Genomic DNA, 19755 nt, shown 5'->3' with positions numbered 1-19755 from the left:
GGCCGCCGCGTGCTCTGGCGGCCACCCGCCTCGCCGGTACATGATCACCTGTCGGATCATCCTGCCCCAGCAGCAGGCGCAGGAGAAGGACCGGGAAGGACCGGGAGCGGAGGACCATGCCGAGCGCACAGGACATAACCGAGGACCGGGCACCCAAGGAAGCCCGCCCGCCGTCGCGGCTACGCCAGCTGGCCGCCGCCTCCGTGGGCAATGCCGTCGAGTGGTACGACTGGTACGCGTACTCCTTCCTGGCGGCCTACTTCGCCGAGCAGGTCTTCCCCAAGGCCAGCGGCAACTCCCTGGTGCCGCTGCTGTCCTCCTTCGCCGTCTTCGCGGTCGGCTTCTTCATGCGGCCGGTCGGCGGACTGCTGATGGGCGCGGTCGCCGACCGCCGCGGCCGGCGGACCGCGCTGACCCTCACGATCCTGATGATGGGCGGCGGCAGCCTGCTGGTCGCGGTCACCCCTACCTACGCGAGCGCCGGCGTGCTGGCCCCCGTGGTCCTGGTGATCGCCCGCCTGGTGCAGGGCCTGTCGGTGGGCGGCGAGTTCGCGGCCTCCACGACCTTCCTCGTCGAATCGGCCGGACCCGGCAGGCGCGGGCTGTTCTCCAGCTTCCAGTACGTCTCGACCAGCATCGGCCAGCTGTTGGCCTCGGGGACCGCGGCGCTGCTCGCCGGGCAGCTCACCGAGGGGCAGATGGGGCAGTGGGGCTGGCGGGTGGCGTTCCTGGGGGGCGCGCTGCTGAGCCTGCTCGGGCTGTGGATCCGGCGGGGCGCCCAGGAGACCCTTCCCCAAGCTCTTGACTCAGCGGGGGAGACCCCGACCGCGGAGCAGCGGAAAGCCGAGCGGCCCGGCCTCTTCGAGGCGCTGCGCAGCTATCCCCGCCAGTCCCTGCTGATCTGCGGCGTCACCGTGGGCGGCACCATCGCCTACTACACCTGGACCACCTACCTGCCCACCTATGCGCAGGTCAACGCGGGTTTCGACAAGGGCGATTCGCTCACCGTCGGCACCATCTCGCTGGCGTTCTTCGCCCTGCTGCAGCCGCTGGGCGGGCTGCTCTCGGACCGCATCGGCCGCAAACCGCTGCTGCTCGGCTTCTCCCTGGGCTTCGCGCTTCTGGCGGTCCCGCTGCTGCACCTGGTCTCCGACGCATGGGTCTCGCTCCTGCTGGTGCAGTGCGCGGGCATGGTGCTGCTGACGGGATATACGGCGATCGCCGCGGCCGTGAACGCCGAGCTGTTCCCCGCGAGGGTGCGGGCGGCCGGAATCGGCTTCCCGTACTCCCTCACCGTGGCCCTCTTCGGCGGCACCGCCCCGTACGTCGGCACCTGGTTCAAGCAGGCCGGGCACGCCGGGCTGTTCCCCTGGTATGTGGCCGTGCTGTGCCTGGTGTCGTTCGGTGTCTATCTGACGCTGCCGGAGACGTCGCGGCAGAAGCTGGACAAGTAGGCCCGCCGTACGACAGCCCCGTCAGCACCGTCTACGGAAAGCGCCGCCCCTCCCGGGACAGGGAGGGGCGGCGCCGTGTTACGAGGTCTGTCAGACGAGCCAACCCAGGAAGTGGACGACGCCGGCGAGCAGGTTGGTGACGATGTTCATCTGGCTACTTCTCCTTGAGCAAGTTGAGCAAGTTTGTGTTGTGGGACCAACTCTCCGGCCCAGCAAGGGATGTCGACCGGAGGCGCCGTAACGGTCTGCAGCCCGTCGCTTGCGCCCCGTAAGCATCACCCGACGCGACGCACCCCGGGAACCCCTCCCGAGTTCGATCACACTTTCTAGCGAACATTCGATCCCGCGTTCGTTTGTTCCCGCCGGGGTTACAGGGGGAAGTGTCCCGTATGCCATACCTCTTCCCCTTCGTGGGCCGGTGGTTGGGCATATCCGGGCATGCCTGTCGCGATTGCCGTGACCTTTCTCATTGCCGATCTTTGTTGCCGAATGGGCGGCCGACTGCCAAGGGCCCGAAATTGACGCGCAATCAGGAGTGCCGGTGCCGGGCAATGGCGGACATTTACCCAGCGTGGCCTGCACGGAACTCACCGGTAGTGCAACGCTGCGTGAAAAGGTCCGTATTCCTGCGCGAATTGATCTCCGGATGCGCACGAGTTTCACAAGACGATCACGTGTTAGCGTCCGTCGCCGCGAACCAAAAACGCGAAAGGAAACTCCGTGGGCCACATGCACCACTTCAGCGCGGGCTGGGTATCTCCCGTCCTCGCCTATGCGATGGCGTGCGTAGGATCCGCTCTCGGACTGCGCTGCACCGTAAGGGCGCTGGCCGCCGAAGGCCGCTCGCGCCGTAATTGGCTGCTGACCGCCTCCGTCGCCATCGGCTCCGGCATCTGGACCATGCATTTCATCGCGATGCTCGGATTCGGCGTCACCGGCACCCCGATCCGCTACGACGTCCCGCTGACCGTGCTCAGCCTGCTCGTCGCCATGGCGGTCGTCGGCGCCGGCGTCTTCACGGTCGGCTACGGCTCCGCCCGGCTGCGCTCGCTGCTGCTCGGCGGCCTGGGCACCGGCGTTGGCGTCGCCACCATGCACTACCTGGGCATGGCCGCGATGCGCCTGCACGGGCACGTCGGCTACGACCCCGTCCTGGTCGCGCTTTCCGTCGGCATCGCCGTCGCCGCCGCAACGGCCGCGCTGTGGGCCGCGCTCAGCGTGCGCGGCGCGGCCGGTGCGGCCCTCGCCTCCCTGGTGATGGGCGTCGCCGTCACCAGCATGCATTACACCGGAATGGCCGCCGTACGCATCGATCTGGCGCCTTCCCGCGCGCCGCTTGCCGGTGCCACACCAATGGAATTCATCTTTCCCCTGACCGTCGTACTCGGGTCATTTCTCTTCCTCACGGTGGCCTTTGTCGCATTGTCGCCGACTGCTCGCGAGCGCGCCGCCTCCGCTTCCGCCTCCGCCTCCGCACAATCGTGGCGCGATACCGAACTCCCCCTTTCTTCCTGACCTCTTGAGGAATTCATGCACGTGCGAGAGAACCTGGGCCCATCCGGGTCCGATGGGGGCACGCCGCCGCCTGGCCGTCCCAAGTCCAGGGAATCAAGAGGGAATTACCGCCGTCGTCGGCACAGGTCGCTGCCCCGTTTGATGCCCCGATCCGTACGTTCGAAGATCGTCGCGCTGCTGATGGTGCCCGTCGTCTCGCTGATCGCCCTGTGGGCCTTCGCCACGGTCACCTCCGCGCGGAATGTCTCCGACATCGACCGGCTCAAGGAGATCAACACCACGCTGCTGGCGCCGGTCGGAGACTTCGTTGCCGCCGTCCAGGACGAGCGCAGCGCCGCGGCGCGCGCCGTCGCCGCCCCGAGCGCCGGACGTCAGCAGGCGCTGCGCGACCGGCAGCGGGCCACCGACGCCGCCGCGACCGCGCTCCGGGACGGCGTCAACGGGGGCAGCGCCGACGCGGAGGGCATCGACCCCGATCTGCCCGGCCGGATCGACCGCCTGATGCGCGACGCCGACGCACTCTCCACGCTGCGCGCCCGGAACGACACCGGCAGCACCTCTCCGGACCGTACGGTCGGCGGCTATACCGACGTCGTCGACCACGGTCTGGCCACCGTCGGCGCCCTGACCGGTCTGCAGAACCCGGCCGGCTCCTCGGAGCTGCGCGTCGTCCTGGAGCTCGCCCGCGCCCGGGAGGCCATCGCCCGCGAGGACGCGGTGCTCGGCGCCGCCCAGGCGGCCGGACGGATGTCGGCCGCGCAGTTCGACTCCTTCACCGGGGCCGTGCACACCCAGCGCGAACTGTTCGCCGGCGCGGTCGACGACCTGCGGCCCGCCGACGCCGCCGCGTATCACCGGATCCTGAACGGGGCGGCGTACCGCGACCTCCGGTCCGCCGAGGACGCCGTACGGGACGCCGGCGCGGGCACACCCGCCGCCACCGCCGGCCCCGCCACCCACTGGAGCGAGACGAACGGCACGGTCCTGCGCGCACTGCGCACGGCACAGCGGTCGGCGAGCACCGGCGCGGCCCACGACGCCGATCCGCTGTCCCTCGACACCCTCGGTGGCCCCGGCATCGCGGTGATCCTGGGACTGGCCGGTGTGCTGCTGTCCCTCCTCATCTCCGTGAAGATCGGCCGCCGGCTCGTCATCGAGCTGGAGGAGCTACGCAACTCCGCTCTCCGCGTCGCGGGCCGCGAGCTGCCCGAGTCGCTGCGCCGGCTGTACGCCGGCAAGCCCGTCGACATCGATGCGGTCGCCCCGCTCGGCGGCGACCACAGCACTGGCCACGACGAAGTGGGGCAGGTGGGCGAGGCCCTGGTGGCAGTGCACCGCACCGCGCTCAAGGCGGCCGCCGACCGTGCCGCGGCGCTCAGCGGCATCTCCGGCGTGTATGTCAGCCTCGCCCGGCGCAGCCAGCTGCTGCTGCACCGTCAGCTCGCCCTGCTGGACACCATGGAACGCCGTACCGAAGACCCGGTGGAACTGGAAGACCTCTTCCGGCTCGACCACCTCACCACCCGCATGCGGCGGCACGCCGAGAGCCTGATCATCCTCTCCGGCGCCGCGCCCGGCCGCGGCTGGCGGCATCCCGTACCGCTGCTGGACGTGGTGCGGGCGGCGGTCGCCGAGGTCGAGGACTTCGCTCGGGTCGAGGTGTCGGCGGTGACCGATGCGCGACTGACCGGCGGCGCGGTCGCCGACCTCACGCATCTGCTCGCCGAACTCGTCGAGAACGCCGTGATGTTCTCGCCACCGCACACCAAGGTGAAGGTCGGCGCCGAGCGGGTGGGCACGGGCATCGTCCTGGAGATCCAGGACCGTGGGCTCGGCATGGGCAAGGAGGCGCTGGCCGAGGCCAACCGCCGTATCGCGGACGCGGACGAGATCGACCTTCTGGACACCGAACAGCTCGGCCTCTTCGTGGTCAACCGCCTTGCCCATCGCCAGAAGGTCCAGGTGACGTTGCAGCCCTCGGTGTACGGCGGCGTCACGGCCGTGGTGCTGCTGCCCGACGCCCTGCTGGCCGAGGCGGTGGCCGAGGGGGACGGCGCGGCGGAGGAGGAGATGACCTCGCTGTACCACCGGCGGCGGCCCGCCACGGCACGGGCGCTCGGTGCCGCGAACCGTCCGCGCAACGCCCTCCCCCCGGCGCCGGAGCGGCCCGTACGGGCGGAACCCGCACCCGGGCCCGCCCCGGAGGCACCCCCGGTCACCCCGGAACCCACCCGGGCCGACCTCGAGGGTCCGTTGCCCCGCCGCGTCCGCCAGGCCAACCTCGCCGCCGCCCTGCGCAAGGACCCGCAGCAACACCCCGAGTGGGTCCCCCGTGCCGAGGGCACTCCCGCACCCCGCCGCTCCCCGGAGCAGGCCCGCGCCACCATGGCGTCCCTGCGTGCCGGCTGGACCCGCGGCCGCGACGCCGCCACTCACCCGCAGCGCAACGGTGCCGACGAGCATCCGTCCCATGGGGACGACACCCAAGGAGAACACCCCCGATGACCACTGAGCAGCATCCCCACCCCCATCCCCACGCGCACCTCTCAGGTGAACTCAACTGGCTTCTCGACGACTTGGTGTCCCGTGTACTCGAGATCCGCTGCGCCGTGGTCCTCTCCGGCGACGGGCTGGCCGTCGGTACGTCCACCGGACTGAGCCGCGACGACAGTGAACGGTTCGCCGCCATCGCCTCCGGCTTCCACAGCCTCGCCAAGGGCGCCGGCCGGCACTTCGCGGCCGGCCAGGTCATCCAGACCATGGTCGAGCTGGAGGGCGGCTTCCTCTTCGTCGTGGCGGCGGGGGACGGGTCGTGCCTGGGCGTGTTCGGCGATGCCGAGGCCGATATCGGCCTGGTCGCCTACGAGATGGCCCGGCTGGTCAAGCGGGTCGGCGAACACCTCGGCACGCCCGAGCGCGCCGGAGTGGAGTGACCGGCCGCTCATGACCGACTCCACCCCGCACTGGTACGACGACGAAGCGGGGCCGATGGTCCGGCTCTACGCGATGACGGCGGGGCGGGCCCGGCCCAGCAGCGAAGCCTTCGAGCTGATGGCCGTCGTACAGGCCGAGCCCCCACCCGACGACGACGTCCCCGCGCTCTCGCCCGAGCAGCGCACCATTCTCGCGCTGTGCGGTGAACGCCCCCGCGCGGTGGCCGATATCGCCTCCGACTCCGGGCTGCCGCTCGGGGTGGTCCGGGTGCTGCTGAGCGATCTGCTGACGGCGGAACTGATCCATGTCAACCGCCCCGTTCCGGCCGCCCAGTTGCCCGATGCGCACATTCTCAAGGAAGTGATCGATGGACTCCGCGCGCTCTGATTCGTCGGGCTCCCACTCCTCCGGCTCCTTCATGGCCCTCAAGATCCTGGTGGCCGGAGGGTTCGGCGTCGGCAAGACGACCCTGGTCGGCTCGGTCAGCGAGATCCGCCCGCTCAGCACCGAGGAGCGGCTGACCGAGGCCGGACGTCCCGTCGACAGTCTCGACGGGGTACAGCACAAGACCACCACCACCGTCGCGATGGACTTCGGACGCATCACCATCCACGACGACCTGGCGCTGTATCTGTTCGGCACCCCGGGCCAGGACCGCTTCTGGTTCCTGTGGGACGAGCTGGCGCAGGGCGCGCTCGGCGCGGTGGTACTCGCCGACACCCGCCGGCTGGCCGACAGCTTCTCGGCCATCGACTACTTCGAACACCGCGGCATCCCCTTCGTCGTCGCCGTCAACTGCTTCGACGGCGCCCGCGCCCACCGGTCCGACGAGGTGGCCCGAGCGCTGGACCTCGACCCGGACACCCCCGTCCTGCTGTGCGACGCCCGCGACCGCGCGTCCTGCAAGGAGGTGCTGATCGGCCTGGTCGAGCACGCGGCGTCGTCGTACGAGGCGAGGCTGCGGGGCGCGTAGCCGGCCGGTCGGCCTCGCCGGATCACCGCGCGGCGGCCGCTGTCCGGTCCCGCGCCAGCAGCTGCCGGATCTCCCGCACCGCGGCCCGGCCCGCGCGGTTGGCGCCGATGGTGCTCGCCGACGGCCCGTATCCCACCAGGTGCACCCGTGCGTCGCGCAGCGTGCGGGTGCCCGCCATCCGGATGCCGCCGCCCCGCTCGCGCAGCTTCAGCGGGGCGAGATGGTCGATGGCGGCGCGGAATCCGGTCCCGTAGAGGAGGGCGTCGGCCTCGACCGTGCGCCCGTCCGGCCAGCTCACTCCGGTGGGCGTGATCCGTTCGAAGAGCGGCAGCCGCTCCAGTACGCCGCTCTCGCGGGCCCGCCGGATCGCCTCTGTCATCGGCAGCCCGGTCACGCTCACCACGCTGCGCGGCGGCAGCCCCTGCCGGACCCGCTCCTCGACGAGCGCGACGGCGGCCCGCCCTTCGTCCTCGCCGAACGGCCCCTCGCGAAAGACGGGCGGCCGACGCGTCACCCAGGTCGTGGCCGCCGCCACCGGCGCGATCTCCAGCAGCTGCTGCACGGCCGAGGTGCCGCCGCCGATCACCACGACCCGGGCATCGCGGAACGCCTCCGGACCGCCGTACTGCGCACTGTGCACCTGCCGCCCGCCGAACGTCTCCTGCCCCGGAAACCGCGGCCAGAACGGCCGGTCCCAGGTCCCGGTCGCATTGATCAGCGCCCGCGTCGCATACGTCCCGTGCGATGTCTCGACCAGCAGCCGTCCTTGCCCAAGGGCTCCGACGGGCTCCGTCCAGGGGGGACCCCCAGCGCCCTCGCGCACCGCCAGCACGCTTACCGGCCGGTGCACCCGCAGCCCGAAGGTCTGCTCGTAGCTGTCGAAGTACGCGCCGATGACCTCGGACGACGGGCGGTGCGGATCGGCGCCGGTCAGCTCCATCCCCGGCAGCGCGTGCATCCCGTGGACCTTGTCGTACGTCAGCGTGGGCCACCGGAACTGCCAGGCGCCGCCGGGGCGCGGCGAGTGGTCGAGTACCACGAAATCCCGGTCCGGTATGTAGCCGGCCCGCCTCAGATGGAAGGCGGCGGCCAGGCCGGCCTGGCCGGCGCCGATCACCAGGACCTCGACCTTGGTCTCGACTGCGTGCCCACCGCTGTAGTTCATGCTTCTACTAACTAGGGGAGGGGGCCGCGTCTTCCCGTCGGGGAAAAGTCAGGCCGGGATGCCCGCCGCGGCACCCGTGGCGAGGTCGCCGCCCCACCCAAAGCATCCGCTGACCGAGATGATCGTCAGCGTCCCCCCGCCACCAGCAAGGGCGCCCCGCCCGGCGCCGACGCCGGACGGCCGTTCGCGGCCGGTACGCCCTCCAGCGGCGACGGGACCGCATCCAGCAGCCCGCGGGCGGCAAGCTCCGGCCGCACGCCCTCCCCGAACCAGTACGCCTCCTCCAGATGCGGGTAGCCGGAGAGGACGAAGTGCTCGATGCCCAGGGCGTGGTACTCCTCGATCCGGTCGGCCACTTCGGCATGGCTGCCGACCAGCGCGGTGCCCGCCCCGCCCCGTACCAGACCCACTCCCGCCCACAGATTGGGCGAGATCTCCAGCTTGTCGCGCGAGCCGCCGTGCAGCGCGAGCATCCGCTGCTGACCCACCGACTCGCTCTTGCCCAGGGCCTGCTGCGCGGCCGCGACCGTCTCCGGATCGAGGTCGTCGAGCAGCCGCCCGGCGGTTGCCCACGCCTCCTTCGACGAATCCCGCGAGATCGTGTGCAGCCGGATACCGAACCGGACCGTACGCCCCTCCTTCTCCGCCAGTCCCCGAATCCAGTCGATCTTCTGCTTGACCTGCTCCGGCGGCTCGCCCCAGGTCAGATACACATCCGCATTCCGGGCTGCGACCGGTCCCGCGGCCGGCGACGAGCCGCCGAAGAAAATCTGCGGCAGCGGATCCGGCGGCAGTGCCGTCAGTCCGCCGTCGACCTGGTAGTGCTCGCCCTGGAAGTCGAACGGTGTGCCGCCCCAGACACCCCGTACGACCTGCAGAAACTCATCCGTACGCGCATACCGCCGGTCATGGTCGAGATGATCCCCGAACCGCTTCTGCTCGGTCGAGTCACCACCGGTGACCACATTCAGCAGCAGCCGTCCGCGCGAGATCCGCTGATACGTCGCCGCCATCTGCGCCGCCAGCACCGGCGAGATCACCCCGGGCCGGAAGGCGACCAGAAACTTCAGCCGCTCGGTGACCTGCGTGAGCGCCACCGTCGTCAGCCACGCGTCCTCGCACCACGTACCGGTCGGCGTGAGCACCGCCTCGAAGCCCAACTGCTCGGCAGCCTTGGCTATTTGGGCCAGATACTCGATATCCGGGGCGCGCACCCCACTGACCGGGGTGATCCGGTCCCGCCGGATACCGCCGTCCGTGTAGGCATGCCGGTCGACGAGGGTCCGCCCGTCGCCGCCGGTCGGCAGAAACCAATGCAGGTGTACGGACATCTCAGGTGGCCTTTCCGTAGGTGCGCGGCGCCGTGCTCGAAGGCGGCAGGTCGCCGTTGAAGCGGGGGTCGACGAACGACCCGAAGTCGAAGGTGCGGGGGATCAGCTTGAGCTTGGCGAACGAGTCGGCAATCTGCTGTTCGGAGGCGATGGCGGCCTTGTCCAGGGCGACCGAAATCGTGGTGCCCCGGGTCCGCTTGACCGCGTCCAGCGCCACGTTCTGCGGCAGCCCCGTCTCCTTCGCCCATGCCTTCGCCCAGACATCCGGGTGCTTGAAGACCCAGTTCTGCGCCCGCCGCAGCCGGTCGACGTAGTCCTTGAGTACCGCGGACTTCTTCTTGTCGGCGAGCGTGGCGGGCGCGGTGACCTGGAAGCTCAGCCCGTTGACCAGGCCCTGTCCGGTGGTCAGCACCCGGGCATCGGCCTGGTCGAGCGCCTGCGAGGTGTACGGGTCCCACACCGCCCAGGCGTCCACCTTGCCCCGCGAGAAGGCGGCGAGCGCATCGGCCGGCTGAAGGTAGCTGAGCTTGACGTCCTTGGGCGACAGCCCGGCCTGCTTCAGCGAGGCGACCAGCTGATAGTTCGCCGAGCTGCCCTGGGCCACCGCGATGGACTTGCCCTTCAGATCGGCCGGCCGCTTGAGCGGCGAGCCCTTCTTCACCAGGATCGCCTCCCCGTCGGACCTGCTGTGCGACCCCGCGACCACCTTGATCTTCGAGTTCGCGGCCGCGGCGAACACGGGCGGCGTGTTACCGACCGCTCCGACGTCGACGGCCCCGGCATTGACCGCCTCCAGCAGCGGCGGACCGGAGGTGAACGTCGACCACTTGATCTTGTACGAGAGATGGTCCAGCTCACCGGCGGCTCGCAGCAACGCCTCCGAACCCCCCTTCTGGTCACCGACGTTGAGGGTCACCGAACCCTTTCCGTCGGTCCCGCTCCCGGTGCCTCCCGAAGCGCTGCCGGCCCGCGGCGAACCACCGCACGCGGCCAGCACCAGGGTGAGCGGGAGCAGGAGGGCGGGGGTGAGGTGCCGTGGTCTCATGGGGTATCCGTTCTGTGCTGTCTGTGCTGTCTGTGCTGGGGGCCGTGCTGAGGGGCTGGGCGGTGGGGCGGGGCAGGGGGCATGGGGCTGGGTCAGGCTGCGGGGGCCGCGGGGGTGGAGGGGGATGCGGCGGCTGACTTGGTCAGGGGAGCGGGGGGCACAGGGGGCGCGTCGGCATCGGACGGCGCATCGGCATCGGACTCCGCATCGCCCTCGAACTCCCCCGCGCCCTCCGTAGGCGACTCGGCCACACCGCTGCCCCCCGACCCAGCTTCCGTCTCCTCCCCGTCCTCCCTCTCCTCCCTCTCCTCCCTCTCCTCCGTCTCGTCCGTCTCCTCGACACCCAACCGGTCGAGGAGGCAGGCCCGCAGCGCGGCGAATCGCGGATCGGAGATATCGCGCGGCCGAGGCAGCTCCACCTCGGTCTCGTACGCGATCCGGCCGTCCTCCATGACCAGCGCGCGGTCGGCGAGCAACAGCGCCTCTTCCACGTCATGAGTGACCAGCAGCACCGCGCAGCCGCGCTCCCGCCACAGCTCGGCCACCAGGCGCTGAGCCTTGATCCGGGTCAGCGCATCGAGCGCACCGAACGGCTCGTCGAGCAACAGCAGGTCGGGTTCCCGCACCAGCGCACGGGCAAGCGACGCACGCTGCGCCTCCCCGCCGGAGAGCGTCTTCGGCCAGGCATCCGCCCGATGGCCGAGCCCGACCTCCTCCAACGCCCTTACCGCAGCGGCCTTTTCGGGCCGGCCCGGCAGCCCGAGCAGCACATTGCGCCACACCCGCTTCCACGGCATCAGCCGCGGCGCCTGGAATGCCACCGCCTTGCGGCGCGGCACCAGCACCTCGCCCTCGATCTCCCGGTCGAGCCCGGCCAGCACCCGCAACAGCGTCGACTTGCCGCATCCGCTGCGCCCGAGCAATGCCACGAACTCGCCTGGCCTGATGGTCAGTTGAAGACCGTCGATGACGGCCCGCCCGTCAAAGGCGCGCACCAGCCCGCCGACCTCGACGGCGGTGCCGGGGCTCGTGGTGCTCACTGCCCCGTGAACGTCGGTCGCCATTGCAGCAACAGCCTTTCCAGTGTGCGGACGACGAAGTCGGCGATGAGCCCGAGGATCGCGTAGACGACCAGGCACACCACGATCACATCGGTACGGAAGAACTCCCGGGCCTGGTTCATCAGGAAGCCGAGTCCGTCATCGGCGTTCACCTGCTCGCCGAAGACCAGGGCGAGCCATGCGGTGGCCAGCGAGTACCGCAGCCCGGTCATGGCCCCCGGCAGCGCACCGGGCAGCACCACATGCCGGATCAGCCCCCACCGGCTCAACCCGAGTGAAGTCCCCGCCTCCACCAACTGGGCATCCACACCACGGATCCCGGCATACACATTGAGATAGAGATGGAAGGCGACCCCGAGCGAGATCAGTGCGATCTTGGGCGCCTCTCCGATGCCCAGCCAGATGATGAACAGCGGAATCACACCCACCCAGGGGATGGAACGCAGCATCTGCACGGTCGCATCGACCAGATCCTCGCCGAGCCGCGAAAGCCCCGAGACAAGCGCCAGCGCAATCCCGGCCACCCCGCCCAACAGCAGCCCGACGGCGACCCGTTGGAGGGACACCAGCATCGCGGAAGGCAGCGTCCCGTCCGAGACGAGATCACCGGCGGTGGCGGCAATGGTCCCGGGCGAGGCCAGCATGTCCGCCGGCAGCGCACCACTCGCGCTGAGCACCTGCCACACCACCAGCAGCCCCACCGGTCCCGACGCGCGGCGCAGCCAGCGCGGCACCGACCGGCGACGCCCGGAAACGGGGGTGACACGAGCGAGCTCGGGCGCCCCGGCCACACCCGACGACACACCACCATCCACGACAGATACCGTCGTGTCCTGCGTGTCCTTCGCGTCCCTCTTGTCCTCTATAACTTTCGCCGTCTTCGCGGCTTTCACCGCATTCACCGCATTCGTCGCATCCTTCGAGATGTCGGGTGGGGCATGGCCGCGTACGGCCTGGTCGAGCGTCATGGAAGCTCCATGGGCAGGGAGGAGTACGCCCAGGCGGCCGGCCGGAAGGCGGCAGCGCACGGGCGACGAAAGAACAAGGGGATCCGGCGGAACCGGCGAAGAGGGCTGCCCAAGGGGCCGGCCCCGAGGCGCTAAGACAACTGAGAGCGCGTCAGCGGCCGCGGCGACACGCGGCGGAGGCCACCCAACACAGGTCGATATGACCGCGCGTGGTGAGCTGGGCTGACTTGGGCATGTCGCCGAACGTAGCGGTGCGCTCGGAGAGGGGTCAAACGTCGTCTCGGCTGGTGGACCTTTGTTGCACGGACGTTGCGCCGGCCGCTCGGCGGGTCATGGGCACCGGCCGGATCCTCGTACGAAAATGGAGCCATGAGCACCGCATTCACCACCCGCACCCTCAGCCTCACCACCGGTTCCACGGAGACCGTCGCCGACCTCACCGCCGACTGCGCCGCCTTCCTCCGGGAGGTGGCCGATGGACGCGACGGCCTGCTGAACATCTTCGTCCCGCACGCCACGGCCGGCATCGCCGTACTGGAAACCGGCGCCGGCAGCGACGAGGACCTCCTGGCCGCCCTCCACGACCTCCTCCCGGCCGACAACCGCTGGCGCCACCGCCACGGCAGCCCCGGCCACGGCCGCGACCATGTGCTCCCCGCCCTTGTCCCACCCCACGCAACCCTCCCCGTGCTCGCGGGCCGGCTGGAGCTCGGCACCTGGCAGTCGGTGTGCCTGGTCGACACGAACGTCGACAATCCCCACCGTCAGGTTCGACTGAGCTTCCTGGCCGGCTGATCAAGATTGTCCTGGGGGTGGCCGCGAAATCTCCGTACCCTGCGTGCCCGAAACGGAGAAGCCTTGCGCGGTGCGGACCTGAACATGATCGAACGCCCCTATGACGGATGTGGAAAGTGCCTGCTCGGTGTGCGGCGGCTTTCCCGCATGAAGCTGGCCACATCCTCCCCGGAGCGTCAACGGGAGGACGTTCTGACAGCCGTCGCATCTGTCGGCGGGCACATCATCGGCTGGGCAGACGACTGGGAGGTGTCGGGAGCCACGGACCCGATGACCCGGCCCAAGCTCGGCCCGTGGCTGAGCGACGAGAAGGGTCCCTACGACGGCCTGGTGGCCGCGGCGGTAGACCGCCTCGGTCGCAATGTCGTGGACTGCCTGAACACCAGCTACAAGATGCGCGAAACCCTCGGTCATCGGCCTGGGCGTAGGGGTGCCATATCTCGTCCCGCCGCGCAGCATGCGTGGTGCGCCCGACGGCCGCGACCTGCATCAGGCCAGTGGGGCGATGCCCCGCAACTGATCCCGGTCCTCGAACGCATCCGTGTCCCACGTCCAGCCGGCGGTCATCGCGCACGCGCCCCGATCACCTGGGTGGCGACAAGGCGTACTCGTCGCGCCGGAATCGCCGGTATCTGCGGCGTCGGCAGATCAAGCACACCCTTCCTGAGCGCAGGGACCAGCGGGCCAACCGCCGGCGCCGCGGTAGCGCGGGCGGTCGGCCCACCGGCACTGACAAGACGATCTACAAGCGCCGCAATGAAGTCGAGCGAACGATCAACGCGCTCAAGGGCTTCCGTGCTGTAGCCACCCGCTTCGACAAGAGGGGGTACGTGTTCTACGGCACCGTGACTGTTGCTGCCATTCGCCTCTGGCTCTGCTCATGACCCGCCGGACAGTCCTTAGTGGGCCGCCAGCAGCGCCCCGATGATGAACCCGGCCAGCAGCAGACCCAGCACCACGCGCAGGGGAGCCACTCCCGTGGCATCGCCTGATGACCCACGACGCCGGAACAAGGGGATCCCGACGAAGCCCTGTGAGTCCCCGGTGTGATGGTGGTGGTTGCCGTGGTGGCCCAGCCCCCCGCTGTGATGGTGCCCGCTGAATCCACCCCCGTGGTGGCCGCCCCCGCTGAACCCTCCGCCGCCGTGCATGGTGTTCACTCCGTTGTTCGTGGTCCGTTCTTCACCGCCGCCTGCCCGGATTCCGGCGGCCTACTCCTGAACCGGCGGGGTCACTCCGTACCACCCGCTGACTGCATATCAGTTACATGAGCCACCGGATAGCCCCTAGTGCTGTGACCGCATAGGTTCGCCGGGTCTTGGCCCCGGCGTTGTTCCGTGAGAGGGGCTGGAGGTGCACACTCGCAGGATGCGCAGCGGTGGTGGCCGCTGGTGGGGACTCTGGTCGCCCTTTTGACGGTTCGGCGACGCCGAGACCGCGATCAGTAGCGGATTGACGAGGTCGTTGGCGAACTTCCGCCGCAGCGCTGTGGCCCATAGGTCGGCACTGGATTGGCAGGCGTTGGCGAGCGGCACGTTGTGGTCGATGTAGACCTCGACGGACGGCTCGGAAGGCACCTTCCCGTCATACGCGCTGACGCAGACGCCGGCCATCGGCGGCCTTTCCGCATACCGACCACCACGGCCAGACTGGGCCCAGCGAAGGGAGATGCGATGAACGCAGGCGGCCATGGGGGCGGAGGGCACGGCGGCGGGCATGGTGGCGCGCACGGAGGGCACGCCGGAGGCCACCATGCAGGGCACCACAGCAGTCACCACGGGCACGGCCACGGCGAAGGCGGCGAACGCCTCGACGCCCCACTTCCACCCAAAGCCGGCAGCGGCAGCCCCCGACCCAACACCAACGTGCGCGACAGCTGCCTCGCATGCCTTGTTGCCCTCGCCTGGCTGACCACCGTGCTGGGCCTGTTCGTAGGCGTGATGTACCTGATCGGTGGCCATTAGGTGCTGTGACCGCATAGGTTCGCCGGGGCGTTCAGGCTGCGGCGATCCGCCTTCTCCTTGCGCTGTCGCTCCGCTTTTCGGGCAGCTTCTTCACGCTCGGCTCGGGCCTGTCACCCACGCACGCCCCGCGTGGATTCACACCGCACCCTGGACTACGAGGACATCATGGAGACGGAGGAGACGGGCTTCGCGGTGGGCCAGTTGATGGCGTTCATCGGTGGTGCGGTGTTCGTGTCCTGCGTGGTGGGGCGGACGGTGGCACGCAGCAGGGAAGAGGCTGAGGAGCGGGCCAACAAGAGAGGCGGGTCGTGGTAGCGGTGCGCTCGCGGACCGTTCTCGGTATGACCGCCTCGATCTGCGTGCTGGGCGGTGCCGGTCTTCCGGGCGGGGCGCTGTGACTGTCGCTGTCCGACGGCGGCAGCGGCAAGGACAGCGGCGCCCGTCCGGCGGCTTCCGCCACGAGCTCGCCCACCGGGCCCTCCGGTCCCACCACGACCTCCGACCCTGCCGGGCCCCCCGGGCCCCATTCGCCCCTTGGCCGCTCGGGTTACGGCGCGGCCGGTGATCGGACGGCGGGCGGCGACCGCTTTCCTGCCACCGTCGGAGATCTGCACGGCCTCGGGCGCCAGCAGGTCCATCAGTGCCTGGATTTCACCGGTCGCCGCCGCCTGTAGGAACCGCTGTATATGCCCCAGGCCAAGGGCGCGAGTTTTCGCATGCCCGCACCGTCCTGGCCTCGCAGCCGGGGGACCGGGATACCCGGCACCGGCAAGGCTCATCCCGCGCACGCAGTCATACGTGAAGCGCCCGCCTCCGGGCGGATCCGGGGCACTGGCCTATCCACGGCCGGCGCGGGATCGTTGTGCCATGAACGATGAACTCCCTGATACAGACGAGTTGCGCCACGCGGTCCGCGAGCTGGCCGAGGCCTTGGAGACGATGCTGAACCTCCTGAATGCCGACGCGATCCCCAGGACTCCCCAAGCGATGAGCCTGATCCGGAGGGCCATCACCACGCTCGGCGAATCCGGCGACCTGCTCACGAATCCGGTGCCGGCCGGTGAGTTGCTCCCTCTGGCCGCCGCCATCAACACGATGACCGCCGCTGTGCGGGAGCAGATCCTCGACGACGCGGTCGCTGCCTCCCCCGTGCCGGACCACCCGCCGCTGTAGCTGGGGCGCCACAACGATGGTGCGCACGTGCTGCTCACGGCGCCAGCGACTGCGGTCCAGCAGGGCGGCGGATGCGGTCGCGATGACCGCTCCGACTATCGCGCTGGCCAATGTCATCCAAAAGCCTTCTCCCTGGGGCTCGCAAACCTGTAGCGCTTACCCTCCACTGAAGCCGAGGCCAGGCCGAGAGCCTGTTGCGGGTGACCGAGTTCCAGAGCCTGATGAGCCATCGCGCGCAGTACATGGCCGGCCATCGGAGGTCGTCAGCTCGCGCGGCGAGTTTCACAGCGATGGTGAAGTGCGGCTGTGCCACGGAGTGCTGGGCGTTGTCGAAAGCGGTCCAGCCCGCCAGGTAGGCAAGCTCACTTGCGGCCGAGAACATCTCCCGTCGCACGCGGTCGCCAGGTAAGCGCCCGTCGAGATAGTCGGCCACCTCTGTCACGGGGTACTGGACCAACGACTTGCGGCCATGACCGCCTCCGTGGCGTTGATCCAGGCGTGAGAAGAACGCTCCGGTCTCCCGAACGGCTCTGCATCTCCCATGCCGACGCATCTCGTGCCGAGGTGGACAGCTCGGCCCTCGGGAGCCTCTGTCATCTTCGACCACGATGACTGGCTTGGCAGGGCGAGAGGCGCCACGGAGAAGGCGGAGCCGACCAGCAAGTGTCTCCGTTCAAGGTCCACGTCGACTCTCCCGAGATACGGGTGAGCCCCGGCGGGCTCGCCGGCGGGGAAGTCGCGCTTGTCGGGATCGAGCCCACCTTGAGCGCAGCGGTCTGCGAGATCATAGGTCTTAACGATCTCAAGGAGGGCACGAAGAACTCGGCCTTCGGCAAATGCACCGCGTTCGCTATCTCCGTCCTTTTCGTCGGCAAGGTCAAGCTCATCAAGAAGCTCGGTGAGGTATCGAAGACGTCGCCATGGCTCACGGATCATGAGAAGGACGTGGTGTTTCCGATGCTTCCTTCCCGGGACCAAAGTGCTCATGGCGGATAACTCGACGAAGACGATGGCTACCCCTGCACCAACCGCGCCACCCTCCGCCCGCCCCGTCTCCTTGTACGTCACGCGCGTGGAGGCCGGTGTGCTGGACCTACGGAGCCGAGCAGGCTGCGGGCTATCCTGACAGTTGCCTTTACAGAATTTCGCGGACACGAACGTCGATAATCCGAAACGGCAGGTTCGACTGAGCTTCCTGGCCGGCTGATCAAGATCGTCCTGGGGGTGGCCGCGTCCTTCGGCGGCCCCGCCCCAAGCTCGGCCCCTGGCTCCGCTACGCGATGGGGCCCTACGGACGGCCTCGTCGCCGCGGCCATGGGCCGCCTGGGTCACAACGTTGCGGACTGCCTGGACGTCGCGACGGGTCATCAAGCCCATACGCAACCTTGACGCCGAACTGTTGTGCGTACCGGAACCGCCTACCCCCACCCGGCAATCTTGACGACGTGACGTCAACTCTCCCTCTGCGTAACCCATTCGGGCAGCGTTCCCAGCACATGGTGATCTGCGGGGACGATGGGCTCGCGCACCGTCTGGCGGTGACGCTGGATGCTGTCTGCGGTGAGGCGGTCACCGTGGTGCTGCCCTCGCGGCACGAAGGGCACGCGCCCGAGATCGCGGTGCTGGATGGTGATCCGCAGTCACCGGTCGAGCTGCTGGTCGCCGCCCGCCCGGACGAACAGACGCTGCGTGCCGCCGGGGTGGAGCGGGCCGCCGCGCTCGCCCTCACCTACCGCGACGACCAGGTCAACGTGACCGCGGCCCTGCTGGCCCGCACCCTCAACCCGACGATCCGTCTGGTCATCCGGATGTACAACCGTGAGCGCGGCCGTCACCTCGAACGGCTCCTGGACCGCGCGGTGCTGGCGCTCGACCGGACCGGAAACGACGTGCAGCTGGACATGTCCACCACCGTCCTGTCCGACGCCGACACCGCGGTTCCCGAGCTGGTCGCCGCCGCCGCGGTCGGCCACGGGCACACGCTCCAGGTGGAGGGTCAGGTCTTCCGCGGCGTGGTACGCCCGGCCCGCACCCCGCCCCAGTCCGCAGACCTGGCCACCCTCGCCGTACTGTCCGGTGCCCATCAGGACGACCCGGCGAGCGAGGACAGCGCCGAGACGCCGGGGGAGGAGGGCACCCAGCTGCTGCCCGACACGGTCACGTCCTACCACCGGCAGTTCACCCACGGACGGCTGATGCTGGAGGAGGTCACCCACCACCACCCGCCCGAGCCTCCGCCGCGCAACCGCCGCAGCTACGGCGCCTGGCTGCGGGACCGGCTGGCGCATCTGCCGTGGACGGTGTTCCTCGCCCGCGAAGTCCTCGCGGTCTTCGGGGCGCTGGCGGCGATCGTGCTGGTGCTGGCGGCAGCCACCGCCCTGGCCGAGCCCGGTCCGCTGTGGAAGTCGTTGTACCTTCCGCTGCTGGACATCTTCACCATGGGCGACCCGGCGACCGACGAGTCCCCGGCCCGCCGGGTGCTCCAGCTCATCGCCGGCTTCGTCGGCCTGGCCGTACTGCCCCTCGTGGTGGCGGCGACGATGAACGCCACCGACGCATTCAGGAAGGCCTCCGTAGGCCACCCGCCCGCCGAAGACCTGACCGACCACATCGTGCTGGTCGGCCTCGGCAAGATCGGCACCCGGGTACTGGCCCAACTGCGCACCACCGAACACCAGGTGGTCGTCATAGAACGCGATCCGCATGCCCGTGGCGTCACCCTCGCCCGCGAACTCGGCGTACCACTGCTCCTGGAGGACGCCGGCGCTCCCGGTGTCCTCGACCGCGCCCGGATCCGGCAGAGCAAATCCCTGCTGGTCCTCACCCGCGACGATGGGGAGAACCTCGACATCGTGATGGCCGCCCGCGAGACCAACCCCCAGGTACGGGTGGTGATGCGGCTCTACGACGACGACTTCGCCGCCACCGTCTCCCGTACGATGCGCGCCTCCTACCCCGACGCCACCACCCGCAGCCGCAGCGTCTCGGCCCTCGCCGCGCCGTCCTTCGCCGCCGCCATGATGGGCCGTCACGTCCTCGGCATCATGCCGGTCGAACGCGGCTCCCTCCTCTTCACCACCGTGGACGTCGCCGGCCACCCGGAACTGGAGGGCCGCTCGCTCCACCAGGCCTTCCGCGAGAACGAATGGCGGGTCCTGGCCATCGGCCCTGCGACCCCAGCACAGTCCTCGGCCTCGTCGGACACGCTCGGCGGCGGCCTCCGCCTTGACCGTCCGGGTTTCGACTGGCGCCCCGCACACGGTCGGATCCTGAATGCGGATGACCGGGTCGTGGTGGCATCGACCCGGCGCGGCCTGGACTTCCTGATGACGGGGGTGCAACCGCACCCGACAGACCCGCGTACGTGAGCGGCGCCT

The 19755-nt window shown here is 69.8% G+C and carries 18 protein-coding genes and 2 pseudogenes; 13 read left to right on the top strand and 7 right to left on the bottom strand.

All coding sequences use genetic code 11. The features are described from left to right. Positions 1-116 precede the first annotated feature (116 nt). From ACZ4S3_RS01450 to ACZ4S3_RS01425, 6 genes are all read left to right on the top strand, one after another. Positions 117-1454: an MFS transporter gene (locus tag ACZ4S3_RS01450; RefSeq protein ID WP_467924382.1), complete on the top strand. Its 1338-nt coding sequence runs from the start codon at positions 117-119 to the stop codon at positions 1452-1454. Between the two features lie 729 nt (positions 1455-2183). Beyond that, positions 2184-2969, top strand: a complete 786-nt coding sequence (locus ACZ4S3_RS01445; protein WP_467925199.1) for an MHYT domain-containing protein — start codon at positions 2184-2186, stop codon at positions 2967-2969. A gap of 141 nt (positions 2970-3110) precedes the next feature. Then, on the top strand, positions 3111-5474 hold the full coding sequence (locus ACZ4S3_RS01440; protein ID WP_467924380.1) for a sensor histidine kinase: 2364 nt from the start codon (positions 3111-3113) through the stop codon (positions 5472-5474). Beyond that, the gene (locus tag ACZ4S3_RS01435) at positions 5471-5902 is read left to right on the top strand and encodes a roadblock/LC7 domain-containing protein (protein WP_467924378.1); all 432 of its coding nucleotides are present in this window, start codon (positions 5471-5473) and stop codon (positions 5900-5902) included. Before ACZ4S3_RS01440 ends, ACZ4S3_RS01435 begins: the two co-directional genes overlap by 4 nt. Positions 5903-5912: 10 nt before the next feature. Next, a complete protein-coding gene (locus ACZ4S3_RS01430) occupies positions 5913-6290 on the top strand; it encodes a DUF742 domain-containing protein (RefSeq protein ID WP_467924376.1) in 378 nt (125 codons plus the stop codon). Beyond that, positions 6271-6876, top strand: coding sequence for a GTP-binding protein (locus ACZ4S3_RS01425; protein ID WP_467924374.1), 606 nt, complete (start codon positions 6271-6273; stop codon positions 6874-6876). The genes ACZ4S3_RS01430 and ACZ4S3_RS01425 overlap by 20 nt, the downstream gene beginning before the upstream one ends. Before the next feature lie 22 nt (positions 6877-6898). On the opposite strand, the gene ACZ4S3_RS01420 is transcribed toward ACZ4S3_RS01425, so the two are convergent. The 5 genes from ACZ4S3_RS01420 to ACZ4S3_RS01400 form a co-directional block, all read right to left on the bottom strand. Beyond that, entirely contained in the window at positions 6899-8041 is a 1143-nt protein-coding gene (locus ACZ4S3_RS01420; protein ID WP_467924372.1) for an NAD(P)-binding domain-containing protein, read from the bottom strand. 125 nt (positions 8042-8166) lie between these two features. Further along, positions 8167-9372: an LLM class flavin-dependent oxidoreductase gene (locus ACZ4S3_RS01415; protein ID WP_467924370.1), complete on the bottom strand. Its 1206-nt coding sequence runs from the start codon at positions 9370-9372 to the stop codon at positions 8167-8169. Between the two features lies 1 nt (position 9373). After that, positions 9374-10417, bottom strand: a complete 1044-nt coding sequence (locus tag ACZ4S3_RS01410; protein ID WP_467924368.1) for an ABC transporter substrate-binding protein — start codon at positions 10415-10417, stop codon at positions 9374-9376. A gap of 92 nt (positions 10418-10509) precedes the next feature. Then, complete coding sequence (locus tag ACZ4S3_RS01405) at positions 10510-11481, bottom strand: ABC transporter ATP-binding protein (RefSeq protein ID WP_467924366.1); 972 nt, start codon at positions 11479-11481, stop codon at positions 10510-10512. Next, on the bottom strand, positions 11454-12281 hold the full coding sequence (locus tag ACZ4S3_RS01400; protein WP_467925197.1) for an ABC transporter permease: 828 nt from the start codon (positions 12279-12281) through the stop codon (positions 11454-11456). Before ACZ4S3_RS01400 ends, ACZ4S3_RS01405 begins: the two co-directional genes overlap by 28 nt. Positions 12282-12815: 534 nt before the next feature. Between ACZ4S3_RS01400 and ACZ4S3_RS01395 the strand changes: the two genes are divergently transcribed. From ACZ4S3_RS01395 to ACZ4S3_RS01385, 3 genes and pseudogenes are all read left to right on the top strand, one after another. After that, a complete protein-coding gene (locus ACZ4S3_RS01395) occupies positions 12816-13241 on the top strand; it encodes a YjbQ family protein (protein WP_467924364.1) in 426 nt (141 codons plus the stop codon). Between the two features lie 84 nt (positions 13242-13325). Continuing rightward, positions 13326-13628: pseudogene (locus ACZ4S3_RS01390) on the top strand (recombinase family protein); the annotation flags it as partial. Positions 13629-13733: 105 nt separating this feature from the next. Then, positions 13734-14125 (top strand): annotated as a pseudogene (locus ACZ4S3_RS01385) (transposase); the annotation flags it as partial. Positions 14126-14140: 15 nt separating this feature from the next. Here the strand turns inward: ACZ4S3_RS01385 and ACZ4S3_RS01380 are convergent. Then, a complete protein-coding gene (locus ACZ4S3_RS01380; protein WP_467924362.1) occupies positions 14141-14401 on the bottom strand; it encodes a hypothetical protein in 261 nt (86 codons plus the stop codon). Between the two features lie 126 nt (positions 14402-14527). Then, the gene (locus tag ACZ4S3_RS01375) at positions 14528-15202 is read right to left on the bottom strand and encodes a hypothetical protein (protein WP_467924360.1); all 675 of its coding nucleotides are present in this window, start codon (positions 15200-15202) and stop codon (positions 14528-14530) included. Positions 15203-15334: 132 nt separating this feature from the next. On the opposite strand from ACZ4S3_RS01375, the gene ACZ4S3_RS01370 reads away from it, so the two are divergent. The 4 genes from ACZ4S3_RS01370 to ACZ4S3_RS01355 all read left to right on the top strand — a co-directional run bounded on the left by ACZ4S3_RS01370 (position 15335) and on the right by ACZ4S3_RS01355 (position 19746). Then, a complete protein-coding gene (locus ACZ4S3_RS01370) occupies positions 15335-15520 on the top strand; it encodes a hypothetical protein (protein ID WP_467924358.1) in 186 nt (61 codons plus the stop codon). Between the two features lie 552 nt (positions 15521-16072). Next, the gene (locus ACZ4S3_RS01365; RefSeq protein WP_467924356.1) at positions 16073-16378 is read left to right on the top strand and encodes a hypothetical protein; all 306 of its coding nucleotides are present in this window, start codon (positions 16073-16075) and stop codon (positions 16376-16378) included. A 663-nt stretch (positions 16379-17041) separates the two neighbouring features. Next, a complete protein-coding gene (locus ACZ4S3_RS01360) occupies positions 17042-17374 on the top strand; it encodes a hypothetical protein (RefSeq protein ID WP_467924354.1) in 333 nt (110 codons plus the stop codon). 542 nt (positions 17375-17916) lie between these two features. After that, positions 17917-19746, top strand: a complete 1830-nt coding sequence (locus ACZ4S3_RS01355) for an NAD-binding protein (protein ID WP_467924352.1) — start codon at positions 17917-17919, stop codon at positions 19744-19746. Positions 19747-19755 lie beyond the last annotated feature (9 nt).

Source organism: Streptomyces sp. NPDC028368, from assembly GCF_055565615.1.
The sequence above is the reverse complement of the archived record's forward strand: the minus strand, read 5'-3'. Positions and strand labels throughout refer to the sequence as shown.

What these genes read in the sequence shown, in the direction of transcription:
- ACZ4S3_RS01405 (WP_467924366.1), bottom strand. Translation starts at nt 11,481, where the DNA reads ATGGCGACCGACGTTCACGGGGCAGTGAGCACCACGAGCCCCGGCACC.
- ACZ4S3_RS01440 (WP_467924380.1), top strand. Translation starts at nt 3,111, where the DNA reads ATGCCCCGATCCGTACGTTCGAAGATCGTCGCGCTGCTGATGGTGCCC.
- ACZ4S3_RS01365 (WP_467924356.1), top strand. Translation starts at nt 16,073, where the DNA reads ATGAACGATGAACTCCCTGATACAGACGAGTTGCGCCACGCGGTCCGC.
- ACZ4S3_RS01425 (WP_467924374.1), top strand. Translation starts at nt 6,271, where the DNA reads ATGGACTCCGCGCGCTCTGATTCGTCGGGCTCCCACTCCTCCGGCTCC.
- ACZ4S3_RS01435 (WP_467924378.1), top strand. Translation starts at nt 5,471, where the DNA reads ATGACCACTGAGCAGCATCCCCACCCCCATCCCCACGCGCACCTCTCA.
- ACZ4S3_RS01430 (WP_467924376.1), top strand. Translation starts at nt 5,913, where the DNA reads ATGACCGACTCCACCCCGCACTGGTACGACGACGAAGCGGGGCCGATG.
- ACZ4S3_RS01410 (WP_467924368.1), bottom strand. Translation starts at nt 10,417, where the DNA reads ATGAGACCACGGCACCTCACCCCCGCCCTCCTGCTCCCGCTCACCCTG.
- ACZ4S3_RS01415 (WP_467924370.1), bottom strand. Translation starts at nt 9,372, where the DNA reads ATGTCCGTACACCTGCATTGGTTTCTGCCGACCGGCGGCGACGGGCGG.
- ACZ4S3_RS01450 (WP_467924382.1), top strand. Translation starts at nt 117, where the DNA reads ATGCCGAGCGCACAGGACATAACCGAGGACCGGGCACCCAAGGAAGCC.
- ACZ4S3_RS01445 (WP_467925199.1), top strand. Translation starts at nt 2,184, where the DNA reads ATGCACCACTTCAGCGCGGGCTGGGTATCTCCCGTCCTCGCCTATGCG.
- ACZ4S3_RS01420 (WP_467924372.1), bottom strand. Translation starts at nt 8,041, where the DNA reads ATGAACTACAGCGGTGGGCACGCAGTCGAGACCAAGGTCGAGGTCCTG.
- ACZ4S3_RS01375 (WP_467924360.1), bottom strand. Translation starts at nt 15,202, where the DNA reads ATGGCCACCGATCAGGTACATCACGCCTACGAACAGGCCCAGCACGGT.
- ACZ4S3_RS01395 (WP_467924364.1), top strand. Translation starts at nt 12,816, where the DNA reads ATGAGCACCGCATTCACCACCCGCACCCTCAGCCTCACCACCGGTTCC.